This is a genomic window from Enterobacter cancerogenus (assembly GCF_019047785.1).
In the GTDB taxonomy this organism is placed as follows: domain Bacteria; phylum Pseudomonadota; class Gammaproteobacteria; order Enterobacterales; family Enterobacteriaceae; genus Enterobacter; species Enterobacter cancerogenus.
The window spans coordinates 920,460-936,188 of record NZ_CP077290.1 but is presented as its reverse complement, the minus strand read 5'-3'; the positions used below and the strand labels follow the sequence as shown (position 1 = coordinate 936,188).

Genomic DNA, 15,729 nt, shown 5'->3' with positions numbered 1-15,729 from the left:
TGTCCTTATTTACTGGAAACGACGACGGGCATTGGCTTCACGCGCGGCGCGCGCCACTTCTACCGGGACGACACGACGCCCAACCGGCCACAGGGCAATGGCGGCAATTTTGAAATTCGCAATCCCAACCGGGATGCCGATGATCGTGATGCACTGGGCGATACCGGCAATGATATGCATTACGCAGAGCCACCAGCCGAAGAAGATCAACCACAGAATATTCAGCAGGGTGCCGCCGGTGTTCATCAGGGCGTTTTTACCGTCGGGGTTCAGTTCGTCAACGTGAACCGCCTCATTCCCGAACGGAATGAATGAAAGCCGGGTGATTTCCCAGCATGAGCGCGTCAGCGGCAGGGTGAAGATGAGCACGATGCTCACCAGCGTGGCAAAAAGCCATGAAAGGGTGGTGGCAAAACCGCCAAGGACAAAATTCAAAACATTCAGAACGGTACGCATAAACCCGCATTTCCTTTCGATATGATTAACGCGAAGTGATTGTAACGTTTTTTGGGCTGGAGCACCTTAAAACTGGCAGTTAAACTGTCAGACAAAATATCACTCGTGGATCCGGCTGGATATGGAACTGAAAGCAACTTCAATGGGCAAACGCCTGGCGCAGCACCCTTATGACAAGGTTGTCCTCCTCAATGCGGGAGTGAAGGTCTCCGGGGAGCGCCATGAATACCTCATTCCGTTTAACCAACTACTGGCAATCCATTGCAAGCGCGGGCTGGTATGGGGGGAGCTGGAGTTTGTGCTGCCGGACGATAAAGTCGTGCGCCTCCACGGGACGGAGTGGGCGCAAACGCAGCGCTTCCATCACCATCTCAGTACGCTCTGGCAGCAGTGGAGCGAGGACATGAGCGTCATTGCCGCCCAGGTGTTGCAGCAGGTGCTGGATGACATCGCCCACAGCAACGAGCAGCAAAAATGGCTAACGCGCCAGCAAACCGCCGGGTTGCAGCAAAAGATAAAGCACGCCCTAACCGCGCTGCCACTTCCCGCATCGCGCCTTGATGAGTTTGAAAATTGCCGTGAAGCATGGCGCACCTGTCAGGCCTGGCTGAATGATATCGATAAGCGTCGTCTGGCGCATAATCAGGCCTGGACCGATGCCATGCTCACGCAATATGCCGATTTCTTCAGCACCGTGGAATCATCGCCGCTTAACCCTGCCCAAGCGCGCGCAGTGGTGAACGGTGAATCGTCGCTGCTGGTACTGGCGGGGGCCGGGAGCGGTAAAACTTCCGTGCTGGTGGCGCGGGCAGGCTGGCTGCTGACAACTGGCGAGGCGGTAGCGGACCAAATTTTACTTCTGGCATTTGGCCGCAAGGCCGCACAGGAGATGGATGAGCGCATTCAGTCGCGTTTGCATACTCAGGATATCGCGGCGCGAACCTTCCATTCGCTGGCATTGCATATTATTCAGCAGGGCAGTAAAAAAGTGCCTGTCGTCAGCAAGCTGGAAAATGACGCACAGGCCCGTCAGGCACTGTTTGTGAAGACGTGGCAGCAGCAGTGCAGCGAGAAAAAAGCTCAGGCAAAAGGGTGGCGTCAGTGGCTGGAAGATGAACTGAACTGGGAGGTGCCGGAAGGCAGTTTCTGGCAGGACGACAAACTGGCACGCCGTCTTGGCTCGCGTCTCGATCGCTGGGTGAGCCTGATGCGCATGCACGGTGGCTCTCAGGCTGAGATGATTGAAAGCGCACCGGAGGCGATCCGCGCCGTATTTTCGAAGCGAATCAAGCTGATGGCCCCGATGCTGAAAGCCTGGAAAACGGCGCTGAAGGCAGAAAATGCCGTCGATTTCTCCGGGCTTATCCATCAGGCGATCATCATTCTGGAAAAAGGGCGCTTTGTCAGCCCGTGGAAGCATATCCTCGTAGATGAGTTCCAGGATATCTCCCCGCAGCGTGCCGCACTGCTTTCAGCGCTACGGGCGCAAAACAAACATACCTCGCTGTTTGCCGTCGGCGATGACTGGCAGGCAATCTACCGATTTAGCGGGGCACAACTCGCGCTCACCACCGCCTTCCACCACTATTTTGGCGAGGGCGATCGCAGCGATCTGGATACCACCTACCGTTTTAACTCGCGCATTGGTGAAATTGCCAACCGCTTTATTCAGCAAAACCCGCATCAGCTGGCGAAGCCGCTCAACAGCCTGACGACCGGCGATAAAAAAGCGGTCACCCTGCTGGCGGACGAACAACTGGAGCCGCTGCTGGATAAACTCAGCGGCTACGCCAAACCCGAAGAGCGCATTCTGGTGCTGGCGCGCTATCACCATCTTAAACCGGCGGCGCTGGAAAAGGCGGTTACCCGCTGGCCGAAGCTTCAGCTCGAATTTATGACCATTCATGCCAGTAAAGGCCAGCAGGCTGACTATGTGATTGTGGTTGGGCTGAAAGAGGGGAGTGATGGGTTCCCGGCGCCGGTGCGCGAGTCGGTGATCGAGCAGGCCCTGCTGCCGGTGCCAGAAGATTTTCCGGATGCCGAGGAGCGACGCCTGCTGTACGTGGCGTTAACCCGCGCGCGTCATCGGGTATGGCTGCTGTTTAATAAAGAGGAGCCTTCAGGCTTTGTGGAGATTTTGAAGGAGATCGACGTGCCGGTGGCGAGGAAGCCGTAGCAAAGTTGCCGGGTGGCGGCTTCGCCTGACCCGGCTGGCAAAATCTGCAGGCCCGCGCAAGCGTAGCGCCGCCGGGCAAACAGGCTACTTCAGTCTTTCAGCCAGATAGCGCGGGTAATCCGGGATCAGGATCTCAACCGGCGCGCTGAACTGCGGTGACTCAATAATGAAATCCGCCGTCGACACGTTGGTCGCCACCGGGATGTTCCACACCGTTGCCAGGCGCAGCAGCGCTTTTACATCCGGGTCGTGGGGAACCGCGTTGAGCGGGTCCCAGAAGAAAATCAGCACGTCAATTTTCCCCTCGGCGATCTGCGCGCCCACCTGCTGATCGCCCCCCATCGGGCCGCTCATCATGGCGTTGACCTCTAACCCCGTTGCCCGGTGGATCAGGTTCCCGGTCGTTCCCGTGGCGGAAAGGGCGTGACTGGCCAGCAGTGGCTGATGGCGGCGCACCCAGTTAAGCAGCATGTCTTTACAGTGATCGTGTGCCACCAGTGCAATGTGTTTACGTGAAGGCAGCGTGCGTGTTGTCAGTTCCATAATCTTATCCGTGAGGTTATCTGACTACACGATGACGGGAACCGCCTGATGCTGCAAGAGAAAGGGCAAAAAAATGTGGCTTATGACGAAGGTTGTTGCTTCACCCATTGCAGAAAACGCGCCCGCGTGTCCGGGTCGGCCTGCTGGAACCAGAACTTCAGGCGCTGCTCGGTGAGCGTCTGGGACTGAGGCGGAATGACATCCAACTCAGAGACGCCGGACAGCAAGGTACTGTCGTCCGCCATCATCGTTGCAAACTGGGGCAGCGACGCGGGTTTACCGGCTTTATTGTAGATCTCGGTATCCGCCTCGTAGTTGGCTCCCTTCGCGGTTGCGGTTATCGCCAGAATGTCCAGCTTCACCGGGATGGGCATGGCATCCCCGTCCAGCAGTTCTATGCGCGGCGCGGAATCAAACGCGACCGACTCTTTTTCGGTTTCCAGGCGCGGCAGATGAAAGTTAACCTGGCTCACGCGCTGGGTGTTAAAGCTGATAATCAGCGGCGGGGAGATGTACATACGCTGTTCGTGATTAGAAAGGCGAACTGTTTTTTCGACCCGGAACACCACCTGATGCAGCCCGTTATCCAGCTCGATGCTGTCAGCACCCCGCAGGAGCGAACTGGACACCTTTTTCCCGTCCAGCACCAGCAAATCGATATCCGTAGAGAGCCGCAGCGTGGTTGCGAAAACGCAAACCGGCATCACTAACGCAATCACAGCAGAGATAATGCCGGTTTTCATAGTGCGCTCCTGTCAAAACGCGTGTCGCAATAATGTATCTAAATTTTTCGATAATCACGTTTACTAACATATAGACATATTCCGCCGTTTTGCCCTCATACATCGGTATGGGATGGATGGTTGGGATGTCCGCGATGGCGTACACTTTAAAAAAAGCCTGGAGAAAGAAGATGAAAGAGAACGATATTGCCGAGATCCTGACATCGACACGCACCATCGCGCTGGTGGGGGCGAGCGATAAACCCGACCGTCCCAGCTATCGGGTGATGAAATACCTGCTGGATCAGGGCTATCACGTTATTCCGGTTTCACCAAAGGTCGCCGGTAAAACCTTGCTGGGCCAGCAGGGTTACGCGTCGCTCGCCGACGTGCCGGAGAAAGTGGATATGGTTGATGTCTTCCGCAACTCTGAGGCGGCATGGGGTGTAGCGCAGGAGGCAATCGCCATCGGGGCAAAAACGCTGTGGATGCAGCTGGGTGTGATCAATGAACAGGCTGCGGTGCTGGCGCGCGAGGCGGGGCTGGCAGTGGTGATGGACAGATGCCCGGCAATTGAAATTCCCCGACTGGGGCTGACAAAGTAATATAAAAAAAGCCCGGTTATCGGGCTTTTTTACAGCGTTAGTTACGCAGCCTTGGAGCCTGTAACTGTTTGCGGATGGTTTGCGCTAGCTCATCCATGGTAGGTTGTTCCGGATGCTCATCCCGCTGTTCGCCGCTCAGCTGCGCTTCGGCAAGATAGGTGTGAACGGCCTGACCGTCATCATCTTCCATTACCACATGATACCAGGGCGCGGCGCGAAGCTCTGCGTTAACCGCCAGCTCATCTGCCGACGGTTCATCAAGGGAATACTCCGGGTCGATATCCACGACCACACCCAAATACCCTAGCAAGGTGTGGCGGACCTGCTGGCCGATACCGAATTTGCTGGCAATCATAGTCACCTCCCGGGAAACATTACTTACACTCTATGTGCGGGCAATATTTCTCTTTTCAAGTTACATGACGCGACAGGCAAACCCTTTCAGATACAGCCCTTCCGGGTAGGTAGCGATCACAGGATGGTCTGCTGCCTGACGGAACTGCTCTATAAATTGTACATCACGACCCGCATCTATTGCGGCATCCGCGATGATTTTCTGAAATAAATCGGTGGTCATCAGCCCCGAGCAGGAGAAGGTCAACAGCACGCCGCCAGGATTCAGCAGCTGAATAGCCAGCATGTTGATGTCTTTATACCCACGGCACGCGCCCATCAGCTGGCTTTTGTTCTCAACGAATTTCGGCGGGTCCATCACGATGACGTCGAATTTTTCGCCCTGATCGCGGTATTTGCGCAGCAGCTTAAAGACGTCGTCACGCACGAACTCGGCTTTGCTCAGGTCCAGCTTGTTCAGCTCGACGTTTTGCTTTGCCACGTCCAGCGCTTCCTGAGACGTATCCACGCTCACCACCTGAGCACAGCCGCCCATCAGCGCAGAGACGGCAAACCCGCCGGTGTAGGAGAAGCAGTTCAGGACGCGTTTGTTGGCAACGTACTGGCGCGTCGCCAGACGGCTGTCGCGCTGGTCGAGGTAATAACCGGTTTTATGCCCGCCCTGGATGTCCACCAGCAGCTTCATGCCGTGCTCTTCAATAGGCAGCAGGGCAGGTGGCAGTTCGCCGGTGACCGGGCCTTGCGTCAGCTCCATGCCCTCTTTTTTACGCACCGCCACGTCGCTGCGGTCGTAAATGGCACATTCCGGGAACTGAGACTGTAAGGCGCTGATCAGCGCGGCACGTTGGTATTCCGCACCTGCGCTCAGCAGCTGCAGCACCAGGAAGTTGCCGAAGCGGTCAATGGTCACGCCCGGCAGACCATCGGACTCGCCGGCAATCAGACGATAGCTGTCCAGCCCGTCACGCTGTGCCAGCCACTCGCGCCACTGGTGCGCCTGCTGCAGGCGACGAACAAAGAAATCGATGTCGATGGTTTCATCTTTATCGAAGGTCCACACGCGAGCGCGGATCTGAGACGCAGGCGAGTATGCGCCGCGCGCTAACCATTTCCCTTGATGGTCAACGATATCAATGGTCTCACCGAGGCTGGCTTTGCCTTCCATGCGGGCAACCGCGCCGGAGAAGACCCAGGGATGACGGCGCAGTAATGACTTCTCGCGCCCTTTGGCTAACACTAAACGTACACTCATAATTTGCTATTCTGTCGATTCCAATGAAATGGCCGCCATTTTCCCGAGTTCAGTGAGGAAATGCAACGCGCCAGACGGATAAGGGGAAGGAAGATGTCAAAAGTCTGCACAATCGCGTGGGTTCACGGCATGGTTCAGGGCGTCGGGTTTCGTTACAGCACCCAGCGGGAAGCACTCCAGCTTGGGCTGACGGGCTATGCGCGCAATCTGGACGACGGCAGCGTGGAGGTTTTAGCCTGTGGCGAGGCGGAGCGGGTGGAAACCCTGATAGCCTGGCTGAAGGCGGGCGGGCCGCGTAGCGCCCGGGTTGATAAAGTCTTAACGCAACCGCATCAACCCGACCGGGAATACGCTGACTTCGGTATTCGCTATTAAATACACTTCACCGGTTTTGGCAGGCCGGCAATTTTGGTCGCCTGCTTGGCCGGGCCTTTCGGGAACAGACGGTACAGATAACGGCTGTTGCCTTTCTCTTCACCAAATGTGTTCGCCATCGCCTTCACCAGCATACGGATTGCGGGTGAGGTGTTAAATTCGAGATAAAACTCGCGAACGAAGCGCACCACTTCCCAGTGCTCGGGGGAGAGGGTAATGCCTTCTTTTTCGGCAATCACTTCCGCCAGCGCTTCGCTCCACTGACCGCTCTCTTTGAGATAACCGTCGTTATCGGTTTCGATCTCTTTACCTTCAAAGTTCAACATAGCCTTTCACACGTCAGTCAAAAACCGCGGCAGTGTACCAAAAAACAAAGCCCCGCATAAGCGGGGCTGAGTTCATAGCACTGTTGATTAATCGCGGCTTGCAAAGCCCAGGATGCTCAGCAGGCTGACGAAGATATTGTACAGCGACACATACAGGCTCACGGTAGCGCGGATGTAGTTGGTCTCACCGCCGTGAATGATGTTGCTGGTTTCATACAGGATGGCACCCGATGAAATCAGGATGAACACCGCGCTGATAGCCAGGTGCAGGGCAGGCAGCTGCAGGAAGATGTTCGCCACCATACCAATCAGCACCACCACGATACCTGCCATCAGCATCCCGCCGAGGAAGGACATGTCTTTCCGGGTGGTCAGCACGTAGGCTGAGCAGCAGAAGAACACCAGCGCGGTACCGCCCAGCGCCATGCCGATCACGTCACCCATACCGGCCGACAGATAGGCGTTCAGAATCGGCCCCAGAATGTAGCCCAGGAAGCCGGTAAAGGCGAACGCGGACAAAATTCCCACCGGTTTGTCAGCGGTTTTGTAGGTCAGGAACATCAGACCGTACATGCCCACCAGCGTCAGGATCAGACCCGGAGACGGCAGCATCAGCACGGTGCTGGCCGTGGCGGTGATAGCGGAAAACGCCAGCGTCAGGCTGAGCATGAAATAGGTGTTGCGCAGCACTTTATGCGTGCTGAGTAGCGATGTGCGGTCGCGTGAAGAACTTACAATACGATCCATGAGTCACTCTCTTATGACAGATGTAATTAACGGCAAGAATAGGAAACGGGACGCCAGACTCAAAATGGTTTTACCCATCTTTACTCAGCGCCTTAGCGCCGTGGCTGGTTATTTATTCTACAAAAATGGCATTTGGCAGAATGAACGGCGTTTTAAAGATTTTATCCAGATCGGGCTCTTATAGGTTACTGAAAAATATTGCGTTATTACAGCCGCGGCGCTAAGAGTTATTGCGGGATCGTCAGAATACAGACAATAAGGCGAAGGAAATGAAACCACAAACACGCAATATCTTTACACTCTCTTTGGTCACCGCCGCGCTTCTCGGTGCGAGCGCACCCTCCTGGTCCGCCAGCGTGCCGGCAGGGACTGAGCTTGCGCAAAAGCAGGAGTTGGTCCGCAACAACGGTAATGAACCGGCGTCGCTGGATCCACATAAGGTGGAAAGCGACGTCGAATTCAATATTATCAGCGATTTATTCGACGGGCTGGTAAGCGTTTCTCCGAAGGGCGAGATCCAGCCGCGGCTGGCGGAAAAATGGGACAATAAAGACAACACCGTCTGGACGTTCCATTTGCGTCCGGGCATCACCTGGAGCGACGGTACGGCCATCACCGCGCAGGATGTCGTCTGGAGCTGGCAGCGTCTGGTTGACCCAAAAACGGTGTCACCTTACGCCAGCTATCCCGGCAGCATGCACATTGCTAACGCTGCCGACATTGCCGCAGGCAAAAAGTCTCCCGAGACGCTGGGCGTAAAGGCGATTGACGATGCCACGCTCGAGGTGACCTTAAACCAGCCAAACGCGGCCTTCCTGGCGATGCTGGCGCACCCGTCGCTGGTGCCGATTGATAAGGTGCTGGTGGGACGCTACGGCGAGAAGTGGACTAAACCTGAGCACATTGTCACCAGCGGGGCGTACAAACTGTCGCAGTGGGTGGTGAACGAACGCATCATCGCTGAGCGCAACCCACACTACTGGGATAACGCCCATACCGTCATCAATAAAGTCACCTATTTGCCCATTACCTCCGAGGCTTCGGACGTCAACCGCTACAAGGCGGGCGAAATCGATATCGTTTATACGGTCCCGATCAACCAGTTTGCGCTGCTGAAAAAAACGCTGGGCAGCGAGCTGGACGTTTCGCCGCAGCTTGCAACCTACTACTACGAATTCAACACCGCTCGTCCGCCGTTCAACGATGCCCGCGTGCGCAAGGCGCTGAACCTGGCGCTGGATAAAGAGATCATTGCGGAGAAGGTGTTGGGGCAGGGGCAGCGTCCCGCCTGGCTTATCAGCCAGCCGGATATCGGCGGCGTGACGTTAAAGAACCCGGATTATGCCAGCTGGCCGATGGACAAGCGCATTGCCGAGGCGAAAAAGCTGCTGGCAGAGGCCGGATTTAATGCCGATCATCCCCTCAGCTTTAATCTGCTCTATAACACCTCCGAATCGCATCAGCGCATCGCAATCGCCGCCAGCTCAATGTGGAAGAAAAATCTCGGCGTGGAGGCGAAGCTGCAAAACCAGGAGTGGAAAACCATGCTGGATACCATGCACACCCACAACTTTGACGCGGTGCGCTACGCGTGGATTGCAGACTACGACGACGCCTCCACCTTCCTGAACAACTTCCGGACCGGCGATAGCCAGAATACCACCCAGTACAGCAATCCAGAGTATGACCAGGCGATGATAAGCGCCGCTAAGGCCAAAACGGCGGAGGAGCGCGGTACGTTTTATCAGAAGGCGGAAGATCTGCTGAGCCGCGACGTGCCAGCCATACCGGTTTATCACTACGTTCGTACGCACCTGGTGAAGCCGTGGGTCGGCGGGTTTACGCCGGATAAGCTCGGGTACTACTACACCAAAGATATGTACATTAAGAAGCACTAAGCCGTAGCGGGAGGATTTTGTGCTGAGAAAATGGCCGATTTGTCGTCTATTCAACCGATTAAACGCATTTTGGCTATTTTTCAGGCGAACGATAAGGCTGATGCTTTACAGGGCGCGGGCAGGTGTTTATAGTTCGCCTCACTTAGGAAGCGTGGCCGAGCGGTTGAAGGCACCGGTCTTGAAAACCGGCGACCCGAAAGGGTTCTAGAGTTCGAATCTCTACGCTTCCGCCAAATTTGAAAGCCCTGCGATAGCAATATCGCGGGGCTTTTTGCTTTTTTGACCCTGAATCGAAAAATAGAAAAAATGTTGCTTTACAACGCGCTAATAGATGTTTATAGTGCGCCTCACTTTGGAAGCGTGGCCGAGCGGTTGAAGGCACCGGTCTTGAAAACCGGCGACCCGAAAGGGTTCTAGAGTTCGAATCTCTACGCTTCCGCCAAATTCGAAAACCCTGTGATAGCAATATCACAGGGTTTTTTCGTTTCTAACGCCCAGCTTAGTCGCGAACGACCTCCTGCAGGATCCCCAACGCCTGGCTGAACTGCGCGTCTGGGATGGTCAGCGGATAGAGGAAGCGGATAACGTTGCCGTACTGCCCGCAGGTCAGCAGCAGCAGCCCTTTCTCGAGCGCTTTCTGCTGGATCCGCTGCGCAATGGCGGCGGAAGGTTCGCGCGTCGTCGGGTCAAAAAATTCGGCGGCAATCATCGACCCTACGCCACGCACGGCGGCAAGCGACGGACAGCCGCTTTTGATCTCCTCAAGCGTTGACTTCAATCTGTCGCCCAACTGCCGGGCACGTTCGCACAGCGCCTCGTTATCGATGATGTTCAGCACCGCATGCGCGGCGGCTATCGACAGCGGGTTCCCGGCATAGGTACCGCCCAGGCCGCCCGGCGCAGGAGCGTCCATGATGTCCGCTTTACCGACGACGCCTGAAAGCGGCATGCCGCCCGCCAGGCTTTTCGCCATCGTCATGATATCGGGCTTGTCGTCATAGTGGTCCATGGCGAACAGTTTGCCGGTGCGGGCGAAGCCGCTCTGCACTTCGTCGGCAATCATCACAATGCCGTGGGTGTCACAGAGGCGGCGAATGGCGGCAACCAGTTCCGCTGGCGCAACGTTAAAACCGCCTTCACCCTGCACGGGTTCGAAGATAATGGCTGCCACCTGTTTCGCCTCGATATCGGCCTTGAACAGGCGTTCAATCGCGGTGAGGGAATCCTGGGTGGTCACGCCGTGCAGTTCAGAAGGGTACGGAACGTGGTAAACGGAGCCGGGGAAGGGGCCAAATCCCAGTTTATAAGGCGCGACTTTGCCGGTCAGCGCCATGGTCATGTAGGTCCGGCCATGGAAGCCGCCGCCAAAGGCAATCACACCAGGGCGGCCGGTATGGGCGCGAGCGATTTTAATCGCGTTTTCTACCGCTTCTGCCCCCGTTGAGAAGAAGGCGGTTTTCGCCGGGCCCGGGATAGGCGCCAGCTCGTTAAGTTTCTCGGCTAAGGAGACGTAGCTCTCGTAGGGCACAATCTGATACGCCGTATGGGTAAACTGCTGGAGCTGTTTTTCCACCGCGCTTACCAGTTCAGGGTGGCAATGGCCGGTGTTCAGCACCGCAATCCCGGCGGCAAAGTCGATATAGTCATTGCCTTCCACATCGGTGAGCGTGGCATTCCTGGCCGAGCGGGCAAAGAAATTGCACATTACGCCCACGCCGCGCGGCGTGGCAGAGAGTCGACGCTGATGAAATTCATTATTGCTCATGATAAAGACCCTTTCTAAAACGCCAGTCGATGAAGGAAATTACACGCCGAGACGGTCGCGCAGGCTGTAGTACGCCGCACCCATGGCGGTAAACGGAATGCGCAGGCTGCGTCCGCCGGGGAACGGGTAATGCGGCAGGTTGGCAAAGGCATCAAAACGCTCGGCGTCGCCGCGCAGCAGCTCTGAAATCAACCGACCGGCGAGGTGCGTACAGGTCACCCCGTGCCCGCTGTAGCCCTGCATGTAGTAGATGTTGCTGTCGAGGCGGCCAAACTGCGGCATGCGCGACAGCGTTAGCAGGAAGTTGCCGGTCCAGCGATAGTCAATTTTTACGCCTTCAAGCTGCGGGAAGGTTTTCAGCAGTTTCGGCATGACCAGACGCTCCACGTCCTCGGGATCGCGCGCGCCATAGACGACACCGCCACCGTACAGCAGTCGGTTGTCGGCGGTCAGGCGGTAATAATCCAGCAGATAGTTACAGTCTTCCACGCAGTAGTTGTTAGGCAGCAGCGAACGGGCAAGATCGTCAGAGAGCGGGGCGGTCGTGACTACCTGCGTGCCGCAGGGCATGCTGCGCTTCGCCAGGTCCGGCTCTACTTTATCGCCCAGATAGGCGTTACCGGCGACGATAACGTAGCGCGCGGTCACTTGCCCTTTAGCCGTGGAGACCACCGCCGGGCTGGTGTGCGCAATGTGGGTCACCGGAGACTGCTCGTAGACGCGTCCGCCGTTCAGACGAATTGCGTCCGCTTCGCCGATGGCTAAGTTCAGGGGATGGATATGCCCGCCGCTGCGATCCAGCAGCGCGCCGGTGTAGCGTTCGCTGCTCACCTCGCGGCGGATAGCGCTGGCGTCAAGCAGCTCCAGCTGCGTGTTGCCGTAACGCTCCCAGTTCTCCTTTTGCTCTTCCAGTGTTTCGAGCTGTTTATGGTTGAGCGCCACGAACAGGCCGCCGGGGCGATAATCGCACTGGATCTGGTAGCGCTGAATACGCTCACGAATAATCTCCCCGCCTTCGAACATCATGCTGCCCAGCATGCGGGCCGTATCGGGACCGTAGGTTTTCTCGATAACGTCGATGTCGCGGCTGTAGGAGTTAACCAACTGGCCGCCGTTGCGCCCGCTGGCGCCAAAGCCGATGCGCGCCCCTTCCAGCAGCACCACGTCGTAGCCCATTTCGGCAAGGTGCAGGGCAGAGGAGAGGCCGGTGTAACCGCCGCCGACCACGCAGACGTCGCAGCTGATTGATTCGCTCAGCGTCGGGAAGGGTTCATATTTATTGGCGCTGGCGGCGTAATAGCTGGTGGTATGTTCAGTCATGATTAAGGCTCCAGGGCAATCCAGATGGTTTTCAGTTCGGTGAATTTTTCAAGCGCGTGCAGGGACTTGTCCCGCCCGTTTCCGCTCTGCTTATAGCCGCCAAAGGGGACGGTCATATCGCCATCGTTGTAGTTGTTCACAAAGACCGATCCCGCTTTCAGACGGCGGCTCATGCGGTGGGCGCGGGAGAGATCGCGCGTCCATACCGCCGCGCCAAGGCCGTACTGGCTGTCGTTCGCCAGGCGCAGCGCCTCCTCTTCAGTTTTAAAACGGGTAACAACCAGCACCGGGCCAAAAATTTCCTCCCGGCAGATAGCCGCCTCGGGCTTGACGTCGACAAACAGGGTGGGACCAACGGCGGCAGGCCAGGCGCTGTTACGCCCGTCGAGCAGCAGAGTGCCGTTATTCATTCCGTCGCGAATAAAACCGTGCACCGCGTCGGCGTGACCGGCGTCAATCAGCGTACCCATGGTGGTGTCAGGATCCAGCGGGTTGCCCGGCTGCCAGTTCTGCGCCTCGGCTTTCAGGCGGCTGAGAAACGCGTCAGCGATGCTCTCCTCCAGCAGCAGGCGTGTACCGGCGATGCAGACCTGACCCTGGTTGTAGAAAATGCCCGCTGCGGTGGTGCTGACGGCTTTGTCGAGATCCGGGCAATCAGCGAAAACGATATTGGCGCTCTTACCACCCGCCTCCAGCCAGACGCGCTTCATATTGCTGTCACCCGCATCTTTCAGCAGCTGTTTCCCGGTGCGGGTTGAGCCGGTAAAGGTCATCACCTCCACGTCCGGATGCAGTGCCAGCGCCTGGCCCGCCTCGTGACCAAAACCGCTGATCACGTTGAGCACGCCGTCCGGTAGCCCGGCCTCTTTCGCCAGCGCTGCCAGCCGGATAGCCGTCAGCGGCGATTTTTCAGAAGGCTTGAGGATGACGCTGTTGCCCGCCACCAGCGCCGGGCCGAGCTTCCAGCAGGCCAGCAGCAGCGGGAAATTCCACGGCACAATGGCCGCCACCACGCCGACCGGCTCGCGAACGATCATGGCCAGATCGTTATTCCCCGTGGGCGCAACTTCGCCATACACCTTATCGGCCGCTTCGGCGTACCAGCGAATGGCGCGCGCGGCACCGGGAATATCGTCCCGCAGGCTGTGACGGACAGGCTTGCCGGTATCCAGCGTTTCCAGCAGCGCTAATGTTTCGCGGTCGCGCTCGATCAGGTCTGCAAGGCTGTTGAGCACCGCTTTACGTCGGGCAGGAGAGGCCTGCGACCAGTCGCCACGATCGAAGACCGCACGCGCGGCCTCAACCGCCCGGTCGACATCGGCCTGTTTGCCGCGTGCCACCTGCGCCAGCGTCTTTTGCGCCGCCGGGTCCAGCGTGTCGAACGTGGAATTATCGGCGGCATCGCAATATTCGCCGTTAATAAATAAACGCGTTTCGATGTGGATATTTTTCGCTTTATCCTGCCAGTAGGTCAGGTCCTGAAAATGCATATTCACTCCTTCCTGTCGCAATCAGATAAATAAAGGCGGTCGCAGATAACAGGCGTCAAAAGGCCGCAGGGCGTCCCAGGTGATGACCTGTTAAATACCGTCAATAGGGCTTTTTATAAGCCCCGACAATAAGGCGTTATCGTCGGGGCGGGTCTGAAATCAGAATGTGGTGGGGGTGTGGGCACTGATAATTCGGCAAATCCCTGCCGAGGTGTTGCTGAAGCTGTGCGGTATGCCGGTATTAATGGCATAGCTCTGCCCTGCAACCAGGTGATAGTGCTGACCGTTAATGGTCAACATAATTTCACCTTCCAGAACGGTGCCTATCTCCTCACCCTGATGTTTGATTCTCTCCCCGGTTGTGGTTCCAGGCTGGTAAGTTTCAAAAATCATCGCCAGCGTACGGTTCGGGTTTCCGTTATGAACCAGTTTCATCGAAACGCCCTGACTGCCCATTTCGATAAGATCGTCCTGATTGATAACCACCTGCGGTTCATCAGGCTTTTCGGGTTCAGAAAAGAATTCCGAGAGCGATAGCCCATAGACTTTCAGCAGCTTTTGCAGCGTACTGATGGCAGGACTGACTTTGTCCTGCTCTATGGTGCTGATGGCACTGTGTGTCAATCCAGACAGTTCGGCGGCACGGCGTTGTGAGAGACCCAGCTGTTGGCGGATCTCAGACAGACGTTTCCCTGGCGCCAGTCCGTCATCGCTCATAGTTGCATTTCCTTAACTGTAGTGGTCAAAGCCGCTGTTTTTCAGCAATGTGGCTCTGACAGGCGGTGATAAAACCCTCAAACAACATACGCGACAGGGCGTATTCGCTACTGTTCCATTCGGGATGCCATTGTACGCCAAGCGCGAAAGGATGGTCATTTACGCTGACCGCTTCCACCAGCCCGTCTGTGGAACGTGCTTCCACACGCAGCCGTGGCCCTAACGTTTTTGCTCCTTGTCCGTGCAGCGAGTTTACCCAAAACGTGTTGCAGCCCGGTATCAACTGAGAAAGTAATCCTCCTTCCTGAACTTGTACTTCATGAGAGGGCGCGTACTGCATCTCAACCGGCAGTTCAGGATCTTCGCGATGTTCAAGCAGCGCTGGCTCATCGAAAAGACGACGATACAGAGTCCCTTCGGTGGCGACAACCAGTTCCTGTAAACCACGGCAGATGGCGAAAATGGGGATGCGCCTTTCGAGCGCGGCGCGGATCAACGCCATGCTCAGAAGATCACGCCCGGGATCGGCGTCAGGCTCATCGCCGTTTTCACCATAAAGGTGCGGCTGCACGTTGCTGGGGCTGCCCGGCAGGTAAATGCCGTCAAGCTTTGAGAGTAAAACAGAAAGCAGCTCTGGCTCGGCCAGCGCGTGGGGCAGGGCAATCGGTAATCCGCCTGCGTGAATAATGGCATTCAGGTACTTTTCTTGCAGGGTCTGGGTCTCATGACCCTTAAGCCTGTTTCGACACATCACCACGCCAATAACTGGCTTGTACATTATATTTTCCATGATCGCCCTCACAAAGTGGACTAAATTTAGGCCGGTTTCGCATATTAAACGGCCATTTCGTTCAATATTTTCTCAATCTAGCAGTGGGATCTGCCATTTGCAAACTTAATTTAACATTTGACAAACAATTTGTTTGCATACAGATTCGATAGTATGGACATTATATTTGACAGTCGAAGTCCGCGAACGCAAA

At 56.5% G+C, this 15,729-nt stretch carries 16 protein-coding genes and 2 tRNA genes; 6 read left to right on the top strand and 12 right to left on the bottom strand.

Annotation, left to right across the window (positions count from 1 at the left end; genetic code table 11):
• Positions 1-9: 9 nt before the first annotated feature.
• Positions 10-456 carry a YccF domain-containing protein gene (locus I6L58_RS04440; RefSeq protein WP_006174548.1) on the bottom strand — a complete coding sequence of 149 codons (447 nt, stop codon included), beginning with the start codon at positions 454-456 and terminating at the stop codon, positions 10-12.
• Positions 457-577: 121 nt separating this feature from the next.
• Here I6L58_RS04440 and helD point away from each other — a divergent pair, with 121 nt between their 5' ends.
• Complete coding sequence (helD, locus tag I6L58_RS04435) at positions 578-2,632, top strand: DNA helicase IV (RefSeq protein WP_088207545.1); 2,055 nt, start codon at positions 578-580, stop codon at positions 2,630-2,632.
• Positions 2,633-2,716: 84 nt separating this feature from the next.
• Here the strand turns inward: helD and mgsA are convergent, their stop codons facing one another.
• Both mgsA and csgI read right to left on the bottom strand, forming a co-directional pair.
• Positions 2,717-3,175 carry a methylglyoxal synthase gene (mgsA, locus tag I6L58_RS04430; RefSeq protein ID WP_042319468.1) on the bottom strand — a complete coding sequence of 153 codons (459 nt, stop codon included), beginning with the start codon at positions 3,173-3,175 and terminating at the stop codon, positions 2,717-2,719.
• 80 nt (positions 3,176-3,255) lie between these two features.
• Entirely contained in the window at positions 3,256-3,918 is a 663-nt protein-coding gene (csgI, locus tag I6L58_RS04425) for a curli synthesis inhibitor (RefSeq protein WP_088207544.1), read from the bottom strand.
• 170 nt (positions 3,919-4,088) lie between these two features.
• On the opposite strand from csgI, the gene I6L58_RS04420 reads away from it, so the two are divergent.
• Positions 4,089-4,502, top strand: a complete 414-nt coding sequence (locus I6L58_RS04420) for a CoA-binding protein (protein WP_042319470.1) — start codon at positions 4,089-4,091, stop codon at positions 4,500-4,502.
• Between the two features lie 37 nt (positions 4,503-4,539).
• On the opposite strand, the gene hspQ is transcribed toward I6L58_RS04420, so the two are convergent.
• Both hspQ and rlmI read right to left on the bottom strand, forming a co-directional pair.
• Entirely contained in the window at positions 4,540-4,857 is a 318-nt protein-coding gene (gene hspQ, locus I6L58_RS04415; protein ID WP_006174557.1) for a heat shock protein HspQ, read from the bottom strand.
• 60 nt (positions 4,858-4,917) lie between these two features.
• Positions 4,918-6,108 (bottom strand): 23S rRNA (cytosine(1962)-C(5))-methyltransferase RlmI, encoded by a 1,191-nt coding sequence (rlmI, locus tag I6L58_RS04410; protein ID WP_042319473.1) that lies wholly within the window; start codon positions 6,106-6,108, stop codon positions 4,918-4,920.
• 93 nt (positions 6,109-6,201) lie between these two features.
• Here rlmI and yccX point away from each other — a divergent pair, with 93 nt between their 5' ends.
• Positions 6,202-6,483 (top strand): acylphosphatase, encoded by a 282-nt coding sequence (gene yccX, locus I6L58_RS04405; protein WP_088207543.1) that lies wholly within the window; start codon positions 6,202-6,204, stop codon positions 6,481-6,483.
• Here yccX and tusE read toward each other — a convergent pair.
• Together tusE and yccA are read right to left on the bottom strand one after the other, a co-directional pair.
• Positions 6,480-6,809: a sulfurtransferase TusE gene (tusE, locus tag I6L58_RS04400; protein ID WP_006174562.1), complete on the bottom strand. Its 330-nt coding sequence runs from the start codon at positions 6,807-6,809 to the stop codon at positions 6,480-6,482. The two genes, yccX and tusE, sit on opposite strands and share 4 nt — an antisense overlap.
• Positions 6,810-6,896: 87 nt before the next feature.
• On the bottom strand, positions 6,897-7,556 hold the full coding sequence (yccA, locus tag I6L58_RS04395; protein WP_042319476.1) for an FtsH protease modulator YccA: 660 nt from the start codon (positions 7,554-7,556) through the stop codon (positions 6,897-6,899).
• 269 nt (positions 7,557-7,825) lie between these two features.
• On the opposite strand from yccA, the gene I6L58_RS04390 reads away from it, so the two are divergent.
• The 3 genes from I6L58_RS04390 (at position 7,826) to I6L58_RS04380 (ending at position 9,896) form a co-directional block, all read left to right on the top strand.
• On the top strand, positions 7,826-9,454 hold the full coding sequence (locus tag I6L58_RS04390; protein ID WP_088207542.1) for an ABC transporter substrate-binding protein: 1,629 nt from the start codon (positions 7,826-7,828) through the stop codon (positions 9,452-9,454).
• A 145-nt stretch (positions 9,455-9,599) separates the two neighbouring features.
• Positions 9,600-9,687, top strand: a tRNA-Ser gene (locus I6L58_RS04385).
• 121 nt (positions 9,688-9,808) lie between these two features.
• Positions 9,809-9,896: transfer RNA gene (locus I6L58_RS04380), tRNA-Ser, on the top strand.
• A 57-nt stretch (positions 9,897-9,953) separates the two neighbouring features.
• Here I6L58_RS04380 and puuE read toward each other — a convergent pair.
• From puuE to puuD, 5 genes are all read right to left on the bottom strand, one after another.
• Positions 9,954-11,219 (bottom strand): 4-aminobutyrate transaminase, encoded by a 1,266-nt coding sequence (gene puuE / locus I6L58_RS04375; RefSeq protein ID WP_088207541.1) that lies wholly within the window; start codon positions 11,217-11,219, stop codon positions 9,954-9,956.
• A gap of 39 nt (positions 11,220-11,258) precedes the next feature.
• The gene (locus I6L58_RS04370; protein WP_088207540.1) at positions 11,259-12,539 is read right to left on the bottom strand and encodes an NAD(P)/FAD-dependent oxidoreductase; all 1,281 of its coding nucleotides are present in this window, start codon (positions 12,537-12,539) and stop codon (positions 11,259-11,261) included.
• Positions 12,540-12,541: 2 nt separating this feature from the next.
• Complete coding sequence (gene puuC / locus I6L58_RS04365; RefSeq protein WP_058609194.1) at positions 12,542-14,029, bottom strand: aldehyde dehydrogenase PuuC; 1,488 nt, start codon at positions 14,027-14,029, stop codon at positions 12,542-12,544.
• A gap of 159 nt (positions 14,030-14,188) precedes the next feature.
• Positions 14,189-14,746, bottom strand: coding sequence for an HTH-type transcriptional regulator PuuR (gene puuR, locus I6L58_RS04360; RefSeq protein ID WP_006174575.1), 558 nt, complete (start codon positions 14,744-14,746; stop codon positions 14,189-14,191).
• A 25-nt stretch (positions 14,747-14,771) separates the two neighbouring features.
• Positions 14,772-15,524 (bottom strand): gamma-glutamyl-gamma-aminobutyrate hydrolase, encoded by a 753-nt coding sequence (gene puuD / locus I6L58_RS04355; RefSeq protein ID WP_161975893.1) that lies wholly within the window; start codon positions 15,522-15,524, stop codon positions 14,772-14,774.
• Between the last annotated feature and the right edge of the window lie 205 nt (positions 15,525-15,729).